Annotated in this window: 12 protein-coding genes and 1 tRNA gene; 5 read left to right on the top strand and 8 right to left on the bottom strand. The window is 41.6% G+C overall.

From position 1 onward, the window contains the following. Positions 1-15: 15 nt before the first annotated feature. Together AO498_RS15405 and AO498_RS15410 are read right to left on the bottom strand one after the other, a co-directional pair. Complete coding sequence (locus AO498_RS15405) at positions 16-504, bottom strand: hypothetical protein (RefSeq protein ID WP_067549656.1); 489 nt, start codon at positions 502-504, stop codon at positions 16-18. A gap of 8 nt (positions 505-512) precedes the next feature. After that, a complete protein-coding gene (locus AO498_RS15410; RefSeq protein WP_067549658.1) occupies positions 513-1,616 on the bottom strand; it encodes a ferredoxin--NADP reductase in 1,104 nt (367 codons plus the stop codon). A 212-nt stretch (positions 1,617-1,828) separates the two neighbouring features. Here AO498_RS15410 and purB point away from each other — a divergent pair, with 212 nt between their 5' ends. Next, positions 1,829-3,172 carry an adenylosuccinate lyase gene (purB, locus tag AO498_RS15420; protein WP_067549663.1) on the top strand — a complete coding sequence of 448 codons (1,344 nt, stop codon included), beginning with the start codon at positions 1,829-1,831 and terminating at the stop codon, positions 3,170-3,172. 69 nt (positions 3,173-3,241) lie between these two features. Here purB and ctlX read toward each other — a convergent pair whose 3' ends face one another. Continuing rightward, positions 3,242-4,174, bottom strand: a complete 933-nt coding sequence (gene ctlX, locus AO498_RS15425; RefSeq protein ID WP_067549665.1) for a citrulline utilization hydrolase CtlX — start codon at positions 4,172-4,174, stop codon at positions 3,242-3,244. 4 nt (positions 4,175-4,178) lie between these two features. Further along, entirely contained in the window at positions 4,179-5,048 is an 870-nt protein-coding gene (locus tag AO498_RS15430) for a hypothetical protein (RefSeq protein WP_067549667.1), read from the bottom strand. Between the two features lie 88 nt (positions 5,049-5,136). Here AO498_RS15430 and AO498_RS15435 point away from each other — a divergent pair, with 88 nt between their 5' ends. Together AO498_RS15435 and AO498_RS15440 are read left to right on the top strand one after the other, a co-directional pair. After that, positions 5,137-5,559 (top strand): hypothetical protein, encoded by a 423-nt coding sequence (locus tag AO498_RS15435; RefSeq protein WP_067549669.1) that lies wholly within the window; start codon positions 5,137-5,139, stop codon positions 5,557-5,559. 157 nt (positions 5,560-5,716) lie between these two features. Continuing rightward, a tRNA-Asn gene (locus AO498_RS15440) sits at positions 5,717-5,790 on the top strand. Positions 5,791-5,834: 44 nt separating this feature from the next. Here the strand turns inward: AO498_RS15440 and AO498_RS15445 are convergent. From AO498_RS15445 to AO498_RS15460, 4 genes are read right to left on the bottom strand one after another with little or no spacing between them, the layout of a single operon-like run. Continuing rightward, the gene (locus AO498_RS15445; protein WP_067549671.1) at positions 5,835-8,936 is read right to left on the bottom strand and encodes an efflux RND transporter permease subunit; all 3,102 of its coding nucleotides are present in this window, start codon (positions 8,934-8,936) and stop codon (positions 5,835-5,837) included. Continuing rightward, a complete protein-coding gene (locus AO498_RS15450; RefSeq protein ID WP_067549673.1) occupies positions 8,933-9,994 on the bottom strand; it encodes an efflux RND transporter periplasmic adaptor subunit in 1,062 nt (353 codons plus the stop codon). The genes AO498_RS15445 and AO498_RS15450 overlap by 4 nt, the downstream gene beginning before the upstream one ends. Positions 9,995-10,000: 6 nt before the next feature. Further along, on the bottom strand, positions 10,001-11,317 hold the full coding sequence (locus AO498_RS15455; RefSeq protein ID WP_082792266.1) for a TolC family protein: 1,317 nt from the start codon (positions 11,315-11,317) through the stop codon (positions 10,001-10,003). 16 nt (positions 11,318-11,333) lie between these two features. After that, positions 11,334-11,909 carry a TetR/AcrR family transcriptional regulator gene (locus AO498_RS15460; RefSeq protein ID WP_067549675.1) on the bottom strand — a complete coding sequence of 192 codons (576 nt, stop codon included), beginning with the start codon at positions 11,907-11,909 and terminating at the stop codon, positions 11,334-11,336. Positions 11,910-12,806: 897 nt separating this feature from the next. On the opposite strand from AO498_RS15460, the gene AO498_RS15465 reads away from it, so the two are divergent. Both AO498_RS15465 and AO498_RS15470 read left to right on the top strand, forming a co-directional pair. Beyond that, the gene (locus AO498_RS15465) at positions 12,807-13,298 is read left to right on the top strand and encodes a thermonuclease family protein (protein ID WP_082792267.1); all 492 of its coding nucleotides are present in this window, start codon (positions 12,807-12,809) and stop codon (positions 13,296-13,298) included. 499 nt (positions 13,299-13,797) lie between these two features. Beyond that, positions 13,798-16,998, top strand: coding sequence for a chemotaxis protein CheB (locus tag AO498_RS15470; RefSeq protein WP_067549677.1), 3,201 nt, complete (start codon positions 13,798-13,800; stop codon positions 16,996-16,998). Positions 16,999-17,264 lie beyond the last annotated feature (266 nt).

A 17,264-nucleotide genomic window follows, 5' to 3' on the forward strand; every position in this document is an offset into this window, starting at 1 on the left:
ACAATTATCCCAAAATCAATCCGGCCGGGCAGCTTCACGAACAAGCTCCCGGTCTTCTTTTTTCAACTTCAATAATCGGGAAATTCGATCTGCACTGGGTTTTGCCAAAGAAAAAAACACCAAACACAAGGCAAAACTGAAGATATGACCCGGATTTCCAGAGTAAAATAAACCTGCCGAACTAGCAACACTGGCGAGCAATAAAAACAAAAATCGCTGCTTAGTCGCCTGCGCATAAATGGTCACCTTTTCCAAGAGCAGATCTTGAAGTCTAGCTTTTTTGAGTCTCTGATGGAAGATCCAATACTGTCCCGCCAAAATCGTCAACGAAAACACCAACAATCCTCCTCCAAAAAAACCTTCGTATTGCGGAAGGTTATTGGGAAGATTTCCCGAACTATGGTAGAGGTAAATAATCCCAAACAAAGGAAGCGCTAGGATCATAACGATCATCCCAAGACGATCGGCATCCCGATAGATTTTTTTTAGTTGATCAGATTCCAAAGCAGCAATTATTCAATGGTAATTTTGATATCATCAGTAAGCGGACGGGAAACACAACACAAGACATAGCCCGCTGCGAGTTCCTTCTCACTCAAGCCTGCGTCTTCATCCATTTTCACCTGTCCTTGTAGCACTCGCCCACGACAAGCGGTACAAAGTCCACTTTGACAACTATACGGCATATTCAGGCCAGACTCGAGACCCGCCTCTAAAACAGTTTTTCCAGGAGGTACAGTAACGACATGGCTTTCTCCTTCGAGTTCGATCGTTACATCACGAGTCAAAATCCCATTACTGATCCCTTTCAAGGCATCTTCATGAGCTTGATAGGCAGCTGCAGAAAAGAAGCTCTCCCGGTGAATTCTTTCTTTTTCCACATTAAGCTCCGCCAGAACATGTTGGGCTGTTTCCATAATTCCATCCGGCCCGCACATAAAATACACCTCCTCGTATCGAGGCTCGTATTCCGCTTGTGCAAAAAGTTCATGCAACATCTCTTTGGAAATTCGCCCACTCAATCCCGTCCATTCAGCAGAAGGCTGGCTGAGGACATGAATCGTCTTCAATCGGTCTGGATTACCCTTTTCCAAGAGCTCCAATTGATTTTTGAAGATGATTTGTTCTTCATTTCTGCTGGCATAAATTAAGGTAACCCGTGATTGAGGCTCATTGACCAAGACTGACTTCAAGAGTCCCATAATCGGAGTGATTCCACTACCTCCTGCAATTAGGAAAAAATGACGACGATTTTTAGAATGAAACTCTGTGGTAAAATTCCCCATGGGCTTGACCACATTTAGTGTTTTACCCGGAAAGACCTTTTCATTCAAGAAGTTGGAAAAAATGCCATTGGGTACTTTTTTAACCGAAATTCCCGGAAAAGCATCGACAAAAGGAGAAGTACAAAGGGAATACGATCTTCGTTGTTCCTTTCCTTCTACATCCATCACCACAGTTAGAAATTGGCCGGGCTTGTAGTCCAAATAAGGCTCAGGCTGCTCGAAATAAATCGATACTGTATCCGGAGTTTCTCTTACAACTTCTCTGACTTTGAGCGGTAAAAATGCAGAAGGCTTTACCTCCTCTTTCTTTTTCTTAAAGAAATTGAACATTGGAATCGTTTAATTTGGGTGCAAAATTAAGGGCATCGAGCAGAAATCGCTCAATCCGGGTAATATTTCCCAAATAAACCTCAAAGTCCTTCAGGAAGTTTGCTCGGGACTCAGAAAAACACGCCTGTTCACCCGATTTTAGAGTCAATAATTTAACTTTGGCAACTGAAAATTTTGCATCTACCCAGCCAACAGGCAAAACATAAACTCCCATGGAATTAAATGCGCTGACCGCCGTCTCCTCAATCGATGGACGATACGCCGGCAAAACTGCCCCACTTCGGGCCTTTTTCTCTGAATTTGCCCTGATCAAATATCGGGTACACGTCGAGGTTGAATACTTTATCGCACTTTGTCAGCTTCCCCTACCTCAATTGGCGGATTTTGATCACGGTCATTTTCCAACGCTTCGCGACTTGGTCAAGCATTTCAGTCTTGCAGATGCCGAATGGATCAAGAATACCGAGCGAACCACCAACCATGACGTAAAGGCTGTAGAATATTTTCTTAAAGAGAAATTCGATGGACTTGGCTTGGAAGCATACAAAGAGTTTATCCATTTTGGCTTGACTTCCCAAGACATCAACAATACGGCCACCCCGCTCATGTTGAAAAGAGGGGTTCAGGAAGCGATTTTACCCCAATTGGAAATCGTAATTGAAAAGTTGGCAGACCTTGCAAATCAGTGGAAAGAAATCCCGATGCTGGCCAAAACGCATGGTCAACCGGCTTCTCCTACCCGACTTGGGAAGGAAATCAATGTATTCGTAGTTCGGTTGAAAAAACAACTTGAACTCCTGGAACAAATCCCCTATTCAGCCAAATTTGGAGGGGCTACCGGAAATATGAATGCCCACCAAGTGGCCTATCCAGAATTTGACTGGAATGAATTTGCCTTCACTTTTGTCGAAAATTACCTGGGATTGGAGCGCTCCTATCCCACCACCCAAATCGAACACTACGACAATCTTGCCGCAGTATTTGATGGATTGAAGCGAATCAACACCATTTTGCTCGATCTCTCCAAGGACGTTTGGCAATACGTTGCCATGAACTATTTCAAGCAAAAAATCAAAGCTGGAGAAGTAGGATCATCCGCTATGCCGCACAAGGTCAATCCGATTGACTTTGAAAATGCGGAAGGCAACCTGGGTATCGCCAATTCGCTATTGGAGCACCTTTCTGCCAAGCTTCCTATTTCCCGTCTTCAGCGAGACCTTACAGACAGTACTGTACTTCGAGTGATTGGAGTTCCACTTGGCCATATGTTGATTTCCTTAGAATCCTTGCAAAAGGGCCTAGGCAAACTGGAGCTTAATCAAGCGGCTATTGATGCCGATTTGGAAGAAAACTGGGCAGTAGTCGCAGAGGCTATCCAGACCATTTTGAGACGGGAAGGATTTCCAAAACCATACGAGGCACTTAGAGACTTGACGCGGACCAATTCAAAAATTACCCAAGAATCCATTTCCGTTTTCGTGGATGGTCTTCCCATTTCAGAGGAATTGAAAAAAGAACTGAAAGCAATCAGTCCGTTTAATTACACCGGAATCTAAGATCGTATCAGGTAATCCATGAATCAGAGGGAAAGACTTCTTTTCCTCTGATTTTTTTTGAACTCACGTTCAGTGACTTTTTGGTAAAAATAGTTCTGCCATCATACACCGGGCAGATCCTCCTCCAAGCTTTTCAATAGTGGGTAGCGAAGGGCTTATAATTGTCGTGTATTTCTCGATTTGCTGAATTTGCCCCACGTTGAGCGAATCAAGAGCAGCTTGAGACATGACTGTGAATTTTTCACCTCCAGAATTACCAACTTCCAGCATATTTCCGGCAAAATTAAACTTCTGCTTGGCTGTGATTGGAATTACTTTTTTCCCCGATTGACTTAAGGAGTCCTTGACTCGTTGTCGATCGGAAGATTTCACGATACTTTCCAAACAAACAATCGCCAAATCAGAACCAACGTGCATCATGACATTGGTATGATAAATCGGACTCCATTTTCCCTGATATTCCTGCATCGCTTCAAACCCAAGCAACTGATAGTTCAGAATCTTGGCTACATATTCCAAGGGAACTGGATGTGTTCGCTCTGAAAAACATGCGTAGATCACTTTTGCCTCATGATCCATTACCATACTTCCAGTCCCTTCTAAGTATTGACCGCTTTGCTCAAAAAAAGTAAGATCAATTATCTCATTTACTTGAAAATCCCTTCGAATCAATTTCTCTACAATCTCTTTTCGACGCTCCAACCGGCGGTTGGGCGAAAACATGGGATACAAAATCAGCTTCCCATCGGGATGTGTACTAAACCAGTTGTTTGGAAAGACCGCATCGGTTTTTGCAGGTAAAGGAGTATCGTCAATCACCAGAACTTCCACTCCTTGATCTCGGAGCAAGGATACAAATCCTTCAAATTCCTGGATGGCTAATTCCTGAATCTCAGAGGCGGGACGCTCGTCATTTTGCTGATAAAAATTATTCCCAGCCGTCTCGAAGTTAAATCCAAAACGAGCCGGTCGAATCATTAAAATGGTTAAGGTCGTCTGCATCTTTTCATTTTTTGGAATACCTGTTCAGGGTGGGATTGATCCCAAAACGCTTCTCACTGATCGTGAAATAGGCTGTTCCCGAAGGATTAAAGGCGATGGCCTCCCCTTGTGGCTCTGGGACGTAAGGCAGGCGAACGGGTTTTCGGCTAAAAGCGGCTTCTATAGACTCTCCCGCATTCCGGGTCCAATAGTACACCATTCCATAATTTTTAATCAATAGCTGACTCCCATCCCTCGAAATATCCCCTGCGACTGAACTTGTAAAATCAAATTCAAAGAGGGGTTCTAAAATCCCAGTGCCTGTAGTAAAGGCCGATTTAGGCACACAGAATAGGCGGTTTTTCTCTTCTCTTTTGGAAACCAGGTAGAGGTTCCCTGAAATCGGATCAGACATTAATATTTCTGCATCTCTAGGACCGCCGGGATAGGTCAACTCGATAATTTGGGGGTTGACAACCCCGTTTTTTTCAATCTTACTGGGTTCAGGAAAAAGGTAAATTCTGATTTGATCGTGGACGCCTAGATTATCTCCAATTTCTGCCACAAACACGGTAGAATTGCCATCTGGACCTGGTCCAACTGCAATATCCTCCCAATCTCTATTTGTGGCATGCTCAAGACGAATTCGTCCCAATTCATTTCCCAGTGAATCCAGCAAAAAAACTTCAGGCTCTCCCCCGCTATCGACATGTGCATAGATCAGATTGGGATGAACCTCAGAAAAGGCGATTCCGCTAACTTCCTCCAATTCTGAATTGTTGATTTGTTTCACCGCTTTTCCTGGATAAAACAAGGAATCCAATTTCGCCTGATTTTGACCCATAGCCCAAGGGGCAAATCCCAAAAAGAATAAAACTAAACCAATACGTATCATCGTGTAAAGGTAGTCTGGAAAGTGATTGATGCCAATGATTAGAAGATGTCAATCGCTCTGTTAATTTTAATCCAAAATCATTTTTACTATGGATCCTTTACTCAAGAAATTGAATTTCAAACCGGATATGAAAATCCGAGTTTGGAATGCTCCTACGGAACTCACTCCTTTGATCCAATCCTGGCAAGAGGCCGGATTACTAGCGGTTGAAGGCGAGATCCCTACGTTTATGATCGCCTTTGTGACTTGCAAGGAAGAGGTAGAACGTGTTTTCCCAGAAATCCACCAACAGAGCCCTGAAGACGAGTTAATCTGGCTTGCCTATCCCAAGGGCAGTTCAAAAAAGTATAAGGCCAGCATTAATCGGGACCATGGTTGGGGGATGTTGGGAAATTTGAACTATGAGCCAGTACGGCAAATTGCGATTGATGAAGATTGGTCAGCGCTTCGATTTCGAAAAACCCGATATATCAAAACCATGACCCGAAAGTTTAGCGCAAAAAATCAGTAAGACGGATCAAGGGTACAATTTCAAAAAAATAAGTCCCTGACTTAGAATCAGAAAAAGGCGAATCGAGCGAAAAATGAATATTTTTTCAAAAATGGGTTTGGAAAAAAAGGATCATGCCTCTACATTTGCAACACGTTTTCCGAAAGGGACGCCAAACTCCTCCTTAGCTCAGTTGGTTAGAGCACATGACTGTTAATCATGGGGTCCTAGGTTCAAGCCCTAGAGGGGGAGCTTCAAAAAAAAGCCTCTAGAATTTAATTCTAGAGGCTTTTTTTTTAGGATGATTTCGCAGTACCCTGGAAACGAATCTTCAGCCGATCTATGAACTCGTAAACCATAGGTACCAAATAAACGGTCAAAATCAAGGAAGAAAGTAGTCCGCCAATAATCACCCAAGCCAGGCCATTTTTCCACTCACTCGCTGTGCCACTTGCCAATGCAATTGGAAGCATCCCGATTACCATGGAAAGTGTAGTCATCAAAATGGGACGCATCCTACCTTTTCCTGCCTCAATCAGAGCTTCCCGAGTTTCCAATCCTTTTGCCTTGAGTTGATTAGTAAAATCCACGATCAAAATGGCATTTTTGGCCACCAGGCCCATCAGCATGATCAGACCTAAGAGTGCAAATAAACTCAGGTTGTTTATCGAAAGATTGAGTGCCAGGATTGCTCCGATTACTGCCACGGGGATTGAAAACAAGACCACAAATGGATAAACAAAGCTATCGTATAGCGCCACCATGATCAGGTAAATCAACAGAAAAGAAATCAACAATACCTGACCTAATGCACCGAAACTGTCATTTTGCCGCTTAATATCAGAGCCCCACACCATACTGATTCCTTCAGGGAGCGGGTTTTTATTTAAGTATGCGACCACTTCATCTGCTACAGAACCGGAAGGTCGTCCCAAGGCATCAGCTGTCAAGGTTACTGCCGGCTGTCGGTCTTTGCGCTCCAAAAGCGAGGGGGAATTGGCTTGCACCACTTCTGCCACTTGGGAAAGGGTGATAGGCATCCCTTTGGAGTTTACCAATTGAAAGTTTCTGACATCTTCGTAAGACTGTCGATTGAAATTATCCAGCTGAATTCGTACAGGATATTCTGTTCCGGCCTCGGTCAACGTTGCATCCTCATTCCCTGCAAATGCACTGCGCATGGTCATCCCCAATGCAGCATTAGAAAGCCCAAGTCCCTGAAGTTTATCCGAATCCGGAATAACTTGATACTCAGGACTTCCCTGTTCTACAGACAGTTTGACGTAATCTGCTCCGGGAATTTTCTCCACTGCCAAGGCTAAATCTTGAGCCGCCTGCATAACCTGCTCCTGATCAGGACCACTGAGAGTCATCTCTATTGGTGAAGTGCGCGGAATTAAACCTAGGGCTGTCATCGAAAAACTAATCCCAGGAAAAGTCCGCTTCATTTCCTCTCGCACCTCTTTCATAAATTTCTCAGTGGAAAGGCCACCTGTTTCCTTTTTGTCATGGAGCTGTATAGTGAGTTCTGACTTGTATGGCAATCCTACTCCCAAACTACCAATACCTGTGGTAGGCCCTGCGACATTACTAAAAAGCGTCGCAACTTCGGGTTGCTGTAGAAGGAACTGTTCTACTTTCAGGGTACGTAGGTTATTTTCTTTTACACTGGTGGACTTGTCATACTCCAGATACATCCGAAACTTACCCTGATCTCCCGTCGCAATGAGTTCCTTTCCTATTATTCCCTGTCTGAGAATTCCTAGTGTCATAACAAAAAGCAAAGTAACAATTCCAGTAAATGCAAGTTTATGAATAAGTACCCAAGACAATTGACGTCCATACCATGCGATGAAATGGTCCAACTGTTGTTCGAAACCAATCAATAATCTATTAAAAGCATTTGTGGGTTTTAGATCTTCTGCTTTTCCAATACGGGATGCCATCCAAGGTGTAAGGGTAAAACCAACCAGCAAACTAGTCATGGTTGAGGTAATAACCACTACTGAAAACTGCTTGAGCATATCCGCCACAAAAACCTGAAGAAATAGAATGGGCAGAAACACAACCACATCCACCAGAGTAATGGATAAGGCAGAAAAGCCAATTTCCAACCGTCCATCCATGGCAGCAGATTTTTTGCTTTTCCCCATATCCAAGTGACGCTGAATATTTTCCAAAACAACTGTGGCATCATCCACCAAAATGCCAACAATCAAAGACATTGCTAGCAGTGTCATCAAATTGAGCGTATAGCCCAAGAGCCACATCACTGCGAAAGCAGTCACAAGTGAAGTTGGAATAGCTACTAGGACAATCAGTGAGTTTCGGAAGCTGCGTAAGAAGAGCAGCATCACCAAGGCCACGAGGATTACAGCTAAAATCAAATCAAAAACTACAGAATTAACCGCCGCGATGGTGTTGTCAGTACTGTCATCGGCGATGACAAATGACACTTCTTCTGATTGATACCTCTCCTCGATCAGAGAAAGCTTTTTCCGGACAGCCCTGGAAACATCCACTGCATTGGCATCACCCTGTTTTTTGAGCAATAGCCCAATTCCTTCTTTCCCGTTAAATCGACTAATTGACGCGATCTCTTTGGTACCATCGGTTACTATGGCCACATCTTTTACATAGATTGGGGAGCCCGGTATAGGCATCGCTACCTGAACTGATTCAAGTGAGGCAAGATCCTGGAATTTACCACTCAGACGAACTGCATTTTGAATCCTATCTGACTGCACATTCCCAGCCGGCACATCCAGACCTGCCCGGTTAATTGCATCGACGACCTGCTGCAATGAAATCTGATAAAATCGCAACTTATTGGGATCGACTTGAACCTGAATCTCCCGTTGCTCCCCACCCAATACGGTGATTTCCGCTACCCCCTTCAACTGCTGAATTTGAGGCAAAAACTCATCCACCATTTTCTGATAAAAAACCTTAGAATCCAGGTTGCTAGTAGAAGTAATGGACATTATTGGCAGGTCATTTGGCGATACCTTACTCATCACCGGAGACAACACGTCCTCAGGTAAGTCTTTGGAAATATTGCCGATATACCGTTGGGCATCCTGCATAGCCTGATCAAGGTCAACTCCGTAATTCATATTAGCAATGATGACCGATGCATTGGGCATGGACTTGGTGACGAGATAATCGACTCCTTCCAGATTGGAGAGCGCATCTTCGATTTTTTCCGAAACAGAAGATTGAACCTCATCAGGCGATGCCCCTGGATAGGCAGTCTTGATTACCAACACCGGCTGATTAAAGTCCGGCATGAGTTCGTAAGACAAATTGGTAAAGCCGATGTATCCTAAAAGGATAAACAAGCTGAACAATACGATAATCAGCGAGGGCCTATGGATGGAAATTGATGTAATGTTCATCGCTGAGAAGAAAAAATAGGTTCCACATTTGCTCCTTCAAATACATTGACCAGTCCTCCAGTAATAACCACTTCTCCTGGTTGGACACCTGAACTCACCATCAGCTGATCTCCTACGCGCCTTGCAATTTGGATAGGCTTGAGTGTAGCCTTCCCATTTTGAATGATATAGACTTGAGGATTCAGATCAGACCCTAGCAAGGCAGATGCAGGCAAAGTCACCCCACTTTCCGCTTGCTTTAAATTCACCTCAACCTCCCCAAACATTCCTGCTTTAATAGCCAAATCGGGTGTATTGTCAAACGTCAGTTCAACCGGAAAACTATTACCAAGCGTTCCTCGGCTTCCAATCAAGGTGACTTTCCCGGAAAATTCAGCCAAAAGAGAAGCGATTTTCACCACTTGAGAACTCCCTGCTTGAAAATAGAGCAGGTCATTCTCAGGAATCTGCAAGGTTAATTTGATTTTGCTGAGATCTGTAACTTGTATCAGCGGTTTTCCGGGAGCGGCAAAATCGCCAACCTCAGTCAATTTTGCTGTAACGATTCCAGAAAAAGGTGCCCGAATGGAAGACTTGGCAATTTGTTCTTGGAGAGTTCCAATTTGCACTTCCAATCCTGCCAAGGCCAGCTCCGTTTTTTCCAGTTGTATACCCTGAATAGCTTCATTATTTACCAAAACCTGATACCGTTTTAGATCAGCCTTCAGACCGTCCTTTTGCACTTCGGCTGCCTTCAACTGTAATTGAAGCAACGCTACATCCTGCTGCACGAGAAGCTGATTGACGCGAACCTCTTGTCCTACCTCTACTGCCACAAGGTTCACCTTTCCCTGTACTTCTCCGCTGATTTTACTTTCTCTAACAGCCTCGATCACACCGGAAAAACTCCGCTGACTGGCGAGTTGCCCTTCGGTAGCTTTCACTGCAAAAACAGAAACCTTTTGTTCTTTATCATAAACATACACCCGATCTTCGGCAGTTTTCTTATTCGATAGGAGCTTGATCGCGACCGCTGCAATCAGAGCCAATGGGATAATATAAATAAGGATCTTTTTCATGAGTACTTAGTTGAGAAGTGTGGCAGATAATTTTTTGATTTCGAGTGTGGCCTTAAGGTAGTCGACCATTGCATCTAGGTAAGACTGTTGGGCAGTTCTGAGCGACTGATCCGCAAGCAAAATATCTGTGAGCGTGGCAAGCCCTTCCCGCTGTATTAGGATAGACTTGGCGTAAATCGATGCTGCCAAATCTATTTGTGCTTGAGTCGTTTCGATTTGCTTTTTGGCTGTATTTTGCTGAAGTAGAGCCGCTTGGTATTGAACTTGTAATTGATCTCCAACCAGCGATTTTTGCAGAGCTGCATTTTCCAGTTCCAGTTCTTTTTGACGTATTTTTTTGGAAGTAATCGTACCGTTGAAAATTGGGAAATTCACTTGCGCTCCGATGAAACTTTGAGAATAGAAATCCAAAAAGGATTCCGGAGCGCCCCTGTATCCGAAGCCTGTAGTACCATAGTTAGCTACCAGATTTAAACTTGGAATCCGGGATTTTTTTAAACCTTTCAGCTCTTCGGCCAATACTTTTTCTCGGAGCTCCTGAATCCTATAATCCGAAGTCAGCCCCGCATCGGGAAGTTCGGATTCCTCGAATTGCACCTCTGTGACGACGTCCATTTCCTCCTGAAGCGGCAAGCCAATCACTAATTTGAGCTGCTGTAAAATGGTTTGATATTGGCTTTCCAATTGGATTATTTGAGACACTAACTGTTGATTTTGGAGGATCACTTTATCCAAATCAGTTCGACTAGCAAGCTTTTGCTCAAAAAGTAATCGGACATTTCGCTCGAGCTTTTCACCATTTACCTGATTGGCTTGAAGAAAGGCAAGTTTGTTTTTCGAAATCTGTGCATTGTAGTAAAGGTTCGACACCTCTAGGTAAACCTGCTCCTCAGTTCTGACACGTTGCAGATCGATCAACTGCTGATACGATTCTGAAACCTGTATTCCAGCCATGATTTGGGGATCATAAATGGGCATCCGGAGATTTAAGTTGCCCATGATCGTATGTGGCACTCCAAATTGAATCGCCCTATATACACCCGAGGGGCCTCCAAAAGCCTCTTGCGGAAGAATTTGATAGGGCAATTGAGTGAAATACTTGTAGTCCGCAATTGCCATCACTTTTGGCAAAAGGTGACTCTTGGCCTCTTGATTTTTCAAGACGGCTGCGTTAGATAGATTTTGGGAGATTAATAGCGTTCGATTATGCTGCATCGCAGTATCCAAACTTTGCAATAAAGTCCACTCTTGAGCCTTTGCATTCCCTATCCCCAAGAAAAAAAGAAAGGTTAATAAGATTTGTTTGTGAGTATTTACTAACATATTGAGATAAATTTTTTTACTTTTTGATTACTAGTAAAATGGAATCGATCAACTTTTGACCAGATTGAATTAGGTCAAAACTGAATCCTGAAACTCGCCATTTGAACATCTGAAGCCTGAAAGCTCCCAATACCAAATGCACCAATTGCTCCTCAGCAACTTCAGACTTGAAGACACCTTTGGCCTGCCCCTCTGAAACCAAGGGCATCAAAAAGCTCATTTTTGTTTGCATTAAAGACAGAATCGCCTGATTGATCTGCTCACTCTCCTCCCAAAGCCCATCCGAGAAAACCGCTACGACAAAATGTGGCTGACTGGAAAAAAAATGAAACTGACTTCTAAAAACCGCCCGAAAACGCTCCTCCAATTCCAAACCTGGATCCAAGGATGAAAGTCTAGAAGCCATATTTTCACGGAGATATTCTAACAAAGCCAGAATTATCAACTCCTTACTGGAAAAATGTCTATAAATGGCTGCTTCCGAAAACCCCATTTCGAAAGCGAGTTTTTTCGTAGTCAGGCCTCCAAGACCAGATTCAGTAAGGATTTTGCCTGCCGCATCGATGATTTCTCTTTGCCTTTCTGAGATCATTTTTCAGTTAGTTAGTATTTACTAACAAATTTAAATCTTGTTTTTTAATAATCCAAAACAAATCTTTTGAGATGTCGAAAAGCCAAAGTCAATTTGAATCTGAAAAAATTTAGCCCCATCGTTCTTTTATACTGAACCTTTTTCTTAAAACCTCTCAAAACTAGTTAGTCCCAGTTGCATCTTTCGTCAATAGGGGGAGCGAAAAAGCCTTCAGATTTAGATCTGAGGGCTTTTTTCATTTTTGGACATGACATGCCCTGAAATAGTGTTACGCAAAAAGTAATGCTAAGAAAGAATATCAAGAATTGCTTTGCAGAAAGCTAGCAGAAGAGGGAAAACCTATTCTTCCCAGCGGTGATCGGTGGTGAAATTCATCGCTTCAGACCCTTGGTATATCTTTATTGGGAAACTGGGGATTAAGTCGGATTTTCTCAGAAAGAACTAAAAGTTGGAATTCATTCTTTGGGCAATGTGGGAAGAACCCATGAAGAAGCAGTTGAAGCTTACTAACCAGGTTATACAGAGACCTTCACCCGAATCGGAAAAGAGCGAGGTTGGCCATAGATGACTTGGGGAAATTTCGATGCAAAATCTCCAAAAGAGGAGCGTATTAAGTAGGAAATTCCAATGATGTACCAGATAGGATACCCCGATCCATTGAGTAGTTAAGAGGGATTGAACATTTTAAATCTCAGATGAACAAGGCAGGACTGAGTCACCAGCAGCTTTCTGTCAGTATGGCTCTATAATCGGTGAAGAAGTAATTGCGAAATTGTGGAAAATAAGCAATGAACAATTTTCGATGCTCAATTTTTAAGGTTCTCAATATGATTTCATTGAGTATGATCATTGACTATTGAGTTTGAATCCTAATCCCTTTTTGCAGTAGCTTGCCCCATGAAACTTTACAAATTATCCCCAATTATAATCTTTGTATCCTTTCTAGTTGCTTCAGTATGTCCTTTTGAAGGAATTACCCAAACAAAGACCGTACTTCTCACAGTTACCAAAGTATCTGACGGAGATACGTTTTGGGTCATCCATCCTTCAGGAAAAGAAGAGAAAATTCGCCTGATTGGGATCAACGCACCCGAGTCGAGAAAAACTGGCAGTAAGGATGTGGAATTTTTTGGAAAAGAGGCTAGTACTTATACTAAGCAACTGCTACTCAATAAGCGCGTGAGATTGGAATTTGATGTCCAAAAATACGATCGATATAAACGTACCTTGGCCTATGCTTACCTCGAATCAGGCAGTATGGTCAATGCCCACTTAGTAAAGGAAGGCTACGCACGCGTAGCTACTTATCCGCCCAACGTTAAATACCAGGAACAATTTCAAAAATTGGAACGGGAAGCTCGAATTGAAAGAAGGGGGCTTTGGAGGTGATTTTGACTGTGGTTTGTGATTAAAAATCTAATAAAAAGATAGGAAGCTCATCTATATTTAAATTCCTGCTATTAATTTAAATAATAAAAAATAAGTCATTTATAAGGCTGATTACCATAGCTTTAAAAGGTTATTTTTTGTTTTAAACATGAATAAATAATGTTTTTTCGATTTAGGGATTTTTCTTGAAAAATTTAAATTGCTGTCAATATCCAATTTTAGTATAAACTTTAATTTTTTAGAAATTATAAAATTTTTTCACAAATATATATTAGAAAATACCTGATAAGAAGGGTTTTATAAAGTGAAAAAAGTCATGCTTTTATTAGTTTATTTAGTGTACCTTACAAAGGTCAATGCAAAAAGATATATCAGTTTTTAAGAAATTACCCGACTTTAGCAATTTAAAACTACTTCTAAGGCAAAGCAGCAAGAGCCTTATATGATGGTAGCGGATCCAACTTGTAATCTATTTTGAGCTTGCCAAAATCACAGCACCATGAAAAAAGGCGGAAAGAATTATGAAAAAGAGCCCTACATTATTGCAATAGGGGCATCAGCGGGAGGAATGGAGGCTATTCACCTGCTATTTGACCATACCCCAGAGGATGGGGTGGCTTATGTGATTATTCAGCATCTTTCGCCAGATCATAAAAGTTTCATGTCAGAGCTTCTTGCGAAGCATAGCAAACTTAAAATCACGGTTGCCGAAAATGAGATGTTTGTGGAAACAAATCATGTTTACCTGATGCCGCAGGGAAAGAACATGACCATCAAAAATCGGAGATTATTCCTTACTGATCTCAAGCCTTATCAACCTAATAAATCCATTGACGTTTTTTTTGATTCCCTAGCGGAGAGCCACAAGGAAAAAAGCATTGCCGTGATCCTTTCCGGAACAGGGACTGATGGCACCAAAGGTATTGCAGCTATCAAAAGAAACGGCGGCTTTGTGATTGTTCAAGATCCTCAAAGCGCAAAGTTTAATGGCATGCCATTGAGTGCTATTGACACGGGCCATGTAGATGCAATCCTTACTCCAGATTTGATTCCAGAGGAAATTATTACCCACTTAAAGAGTCAGGATTTGGAAGATGATATTTCTGGAAATTCCAATGAAGACCTTGAGTCTGACTTATTGAAAATTCTTGAACTGATCCAAAAAAACACTCCCTTAGATTTTTCAGACTATAAGCGACCAACAATAGTAAGAAGGATCATTTTGAGAATGGCTAAAAATAAGATAGCCTCCTTAAAGGAATATGTGTCTTTTTTAGAAACCCATCCTTCTGAAATTTCAAATTTGGCAAAAGAATTCCTGATCAGTGTGACCAAGTTTTTCAGGGATAAAGAGGCGTTTGAGGTGATCCAGAAAAAAGTCATCCCAGAGATCATTGACAATAAATTGCAGGTTGACACATTTAAGGTTTGGGTAGTGGGGTGTGCAACAGGGGAAGAAGCGTATTCCCTCGCAATTCTTATCTCGGAGTGTCTTTCTGAACGGAAGAAGAATCTGGAGGTAAAGATTTTTGCGAGTGATATTGATAAAGCTGCACTTCAACATGCCTCTAAAGGTATTTATCCTGCAAGAATCGAAAATGATATTTCACAAGAACGGTTAAGCAAGTTTTTTACCAAGCAAGGTGATCATTACCGAGTGAGAGATCACCTTAGAAAAATGCTCATTTTCGCTGATCATGATATTGTCAAGCAGCCTCCTTATGGTAAGATGGATTTGATTAGCTGCAGGAATCTCTTGATCTACATCAATCCTATCCTACAGAAGAAAATCCTTACCTCACTTCACTTTTGCCTCAATTTGGGAGGATACCTCTTTTTGGGACCAAGTGAAAGTCTTGGAGAGGCAAAGAAGTCTTTTATAGAGGTAAATAAGAAATGGAGAATCTTTAAAAGTATTGAAGTAGCCCGGAATTTCAGAGATACTACTTACAGTACACCTGGCTTGGAAAGGCAATTAGAAAGCATAAACCAAGTCTCTACCCCACCGAAAAATACCGAAAAAGGTAACCTGCTGGATCTTTTTAATCATTCACTACTGGAACTATCCGGATTTGAAGCAGCAATTTGGATTAACAGGAACTTCAAAATAGTTCAGACTTTGGGTAACTATGAAAAATACCTGCTTCCCAAACTTTTTAATTTCAACTTGTTGGAGATGTTGCCTGAGGAACTCTCCATTGCCACCTCCACTACTATCCATCAAGCATTGAAAAACAATAAAGAGGCTGGTGTTAAAAAAGTAATCTTCCATAAGGATGACAAACCCCACGCTGTTAATGTTTTTGTAAAGCCTTTTTTGTCTGACATTGATACTGTTTCAGGCTACTTTTTGGTTCTTTTTAGTGATGATAAATCAAAAAAGGTATTTCGGCCCGAAACTGTTGATTTTGAAAAAGAGGCACAGGTTATTGAATATATAGATAATCTCAAGGAAGAGCTTTCGGAAACAAAGCAAAAACTGACCGAAGTGAATCATGCATTGGAAGAATCCAATGATAATATTTCTTCCTACAATGAAGAGCTCATTTCGAGTAATGAGGAAATGCAAAGCGTCAATGAGGAACTTCAGTCTGTCAATGAAGAATTGCAAACCGTCAACAACGAATACCAACTCAAAATAAAAGAGTTGGCGGAATTGAATGATGAATTGAATAATTACTTCAAGTCAACTATCAGCGCGCAACTTTATGTAGACCAAGACCTTGTCCTTAAGAAGTTTACCCCATCTGCGATTAAGCAGATCAATCTTAAAGAGAGTGATGTAGGAAGGGTAATAAGTGATATTACTACCAATATTCGTTTTTCTACGGTGATCACAGATATCCAAAAAGTAATTACTTCTTCTGAGGTAATTGAAAAGGAGGTTCAAACTCTGGATGGAAGATGGTATCAAATGATGGGAATTCCCTATGTGAGACAACAGGATAATAGGAACGATGGTGTGATAATTACCTTTAATGATATTACGGAACTAAAAAAGATTCAGGATAAACTCTCAAAAATCAATGATGAGCATAAAACCTTTATTTATTCAGTTTCTCATGATTTAAGGGGGCCGTTAGCCAATTTGAGGACATTTATTTCACTCTTAAAAGAGGAAATAGAACAGGGATCCAATGATCTGTTGGAGTTGGTAAATATGACAGATAAATCAGTTGCCAACCTAAATACCATTGTCCGAGAACTCACAGACGTCGTAAAAATCGAAAGTGAAATAGATGTTCCGGAATGGGTTAACCTGAAAGAATTACTCACTGAAATTGAATCAGTCTTGAAGGATATATTCGTGAATTTAAATTCCAAAATCAATTATGATTTAAAGGAATCTAGAATTCAATTTTCAAAAAAGAATTTAAGAAGTATCCTGTTTAATATTTTGAGCAATGCCATGAAATATAGATCACCCGAACGGGATCTAGTGGTTAATATTCGAACAGAAAAATCAGATGGTCAAATAATTTTGACGATTCAGGATAATGGATTGGGGATTGAAGAAAGTGAAAGAAGTAAGATTTTTGGAGTATTTCACCGCGCACATGACCATGTCGAAGGAATTGGAGTAGGCTTGTATTTGGTGAAGAAAATAATCAACAACGCAGGAGGCGACATTGAGGTCGAAAGTGAGGTAGGGAAAGGCTCAAGTTTCAAGATTTACTTCCCAAAAAGTCAGGAATCGTAAAGAGTTACAATCCTAGTTTGGGAGCTTTGGAGATTGATTTGAACCATTTTCCAGTTGATGACAGATTCTTGATTTCCCCATTTTTCCGGAAAAATTGACTTTCTTTTTCCATGTTTGATTGTCTTGATTATCCTAAATCTTGGCCTGAGCTGGTTTTTGAATCTAGGTTTGAAATAGGTAGAAAGAGCAAAATTCCATTTGCCTAGTCACTGATTGTTTGGGATGAAACCGAAAGAAGGTATAGACCTGTCTTTGTTGACAGTCGG

Source organism: Algoriphagus sanaruensis (assembly GCF_001593605.1).
Taxonomy (GTDB): Bacteria; Bacteroidota; Bacteroidia; order Cytophagales; family Cyclobacteriaceae; genus Algoriphagus; species Algoriphagus sanaruensis.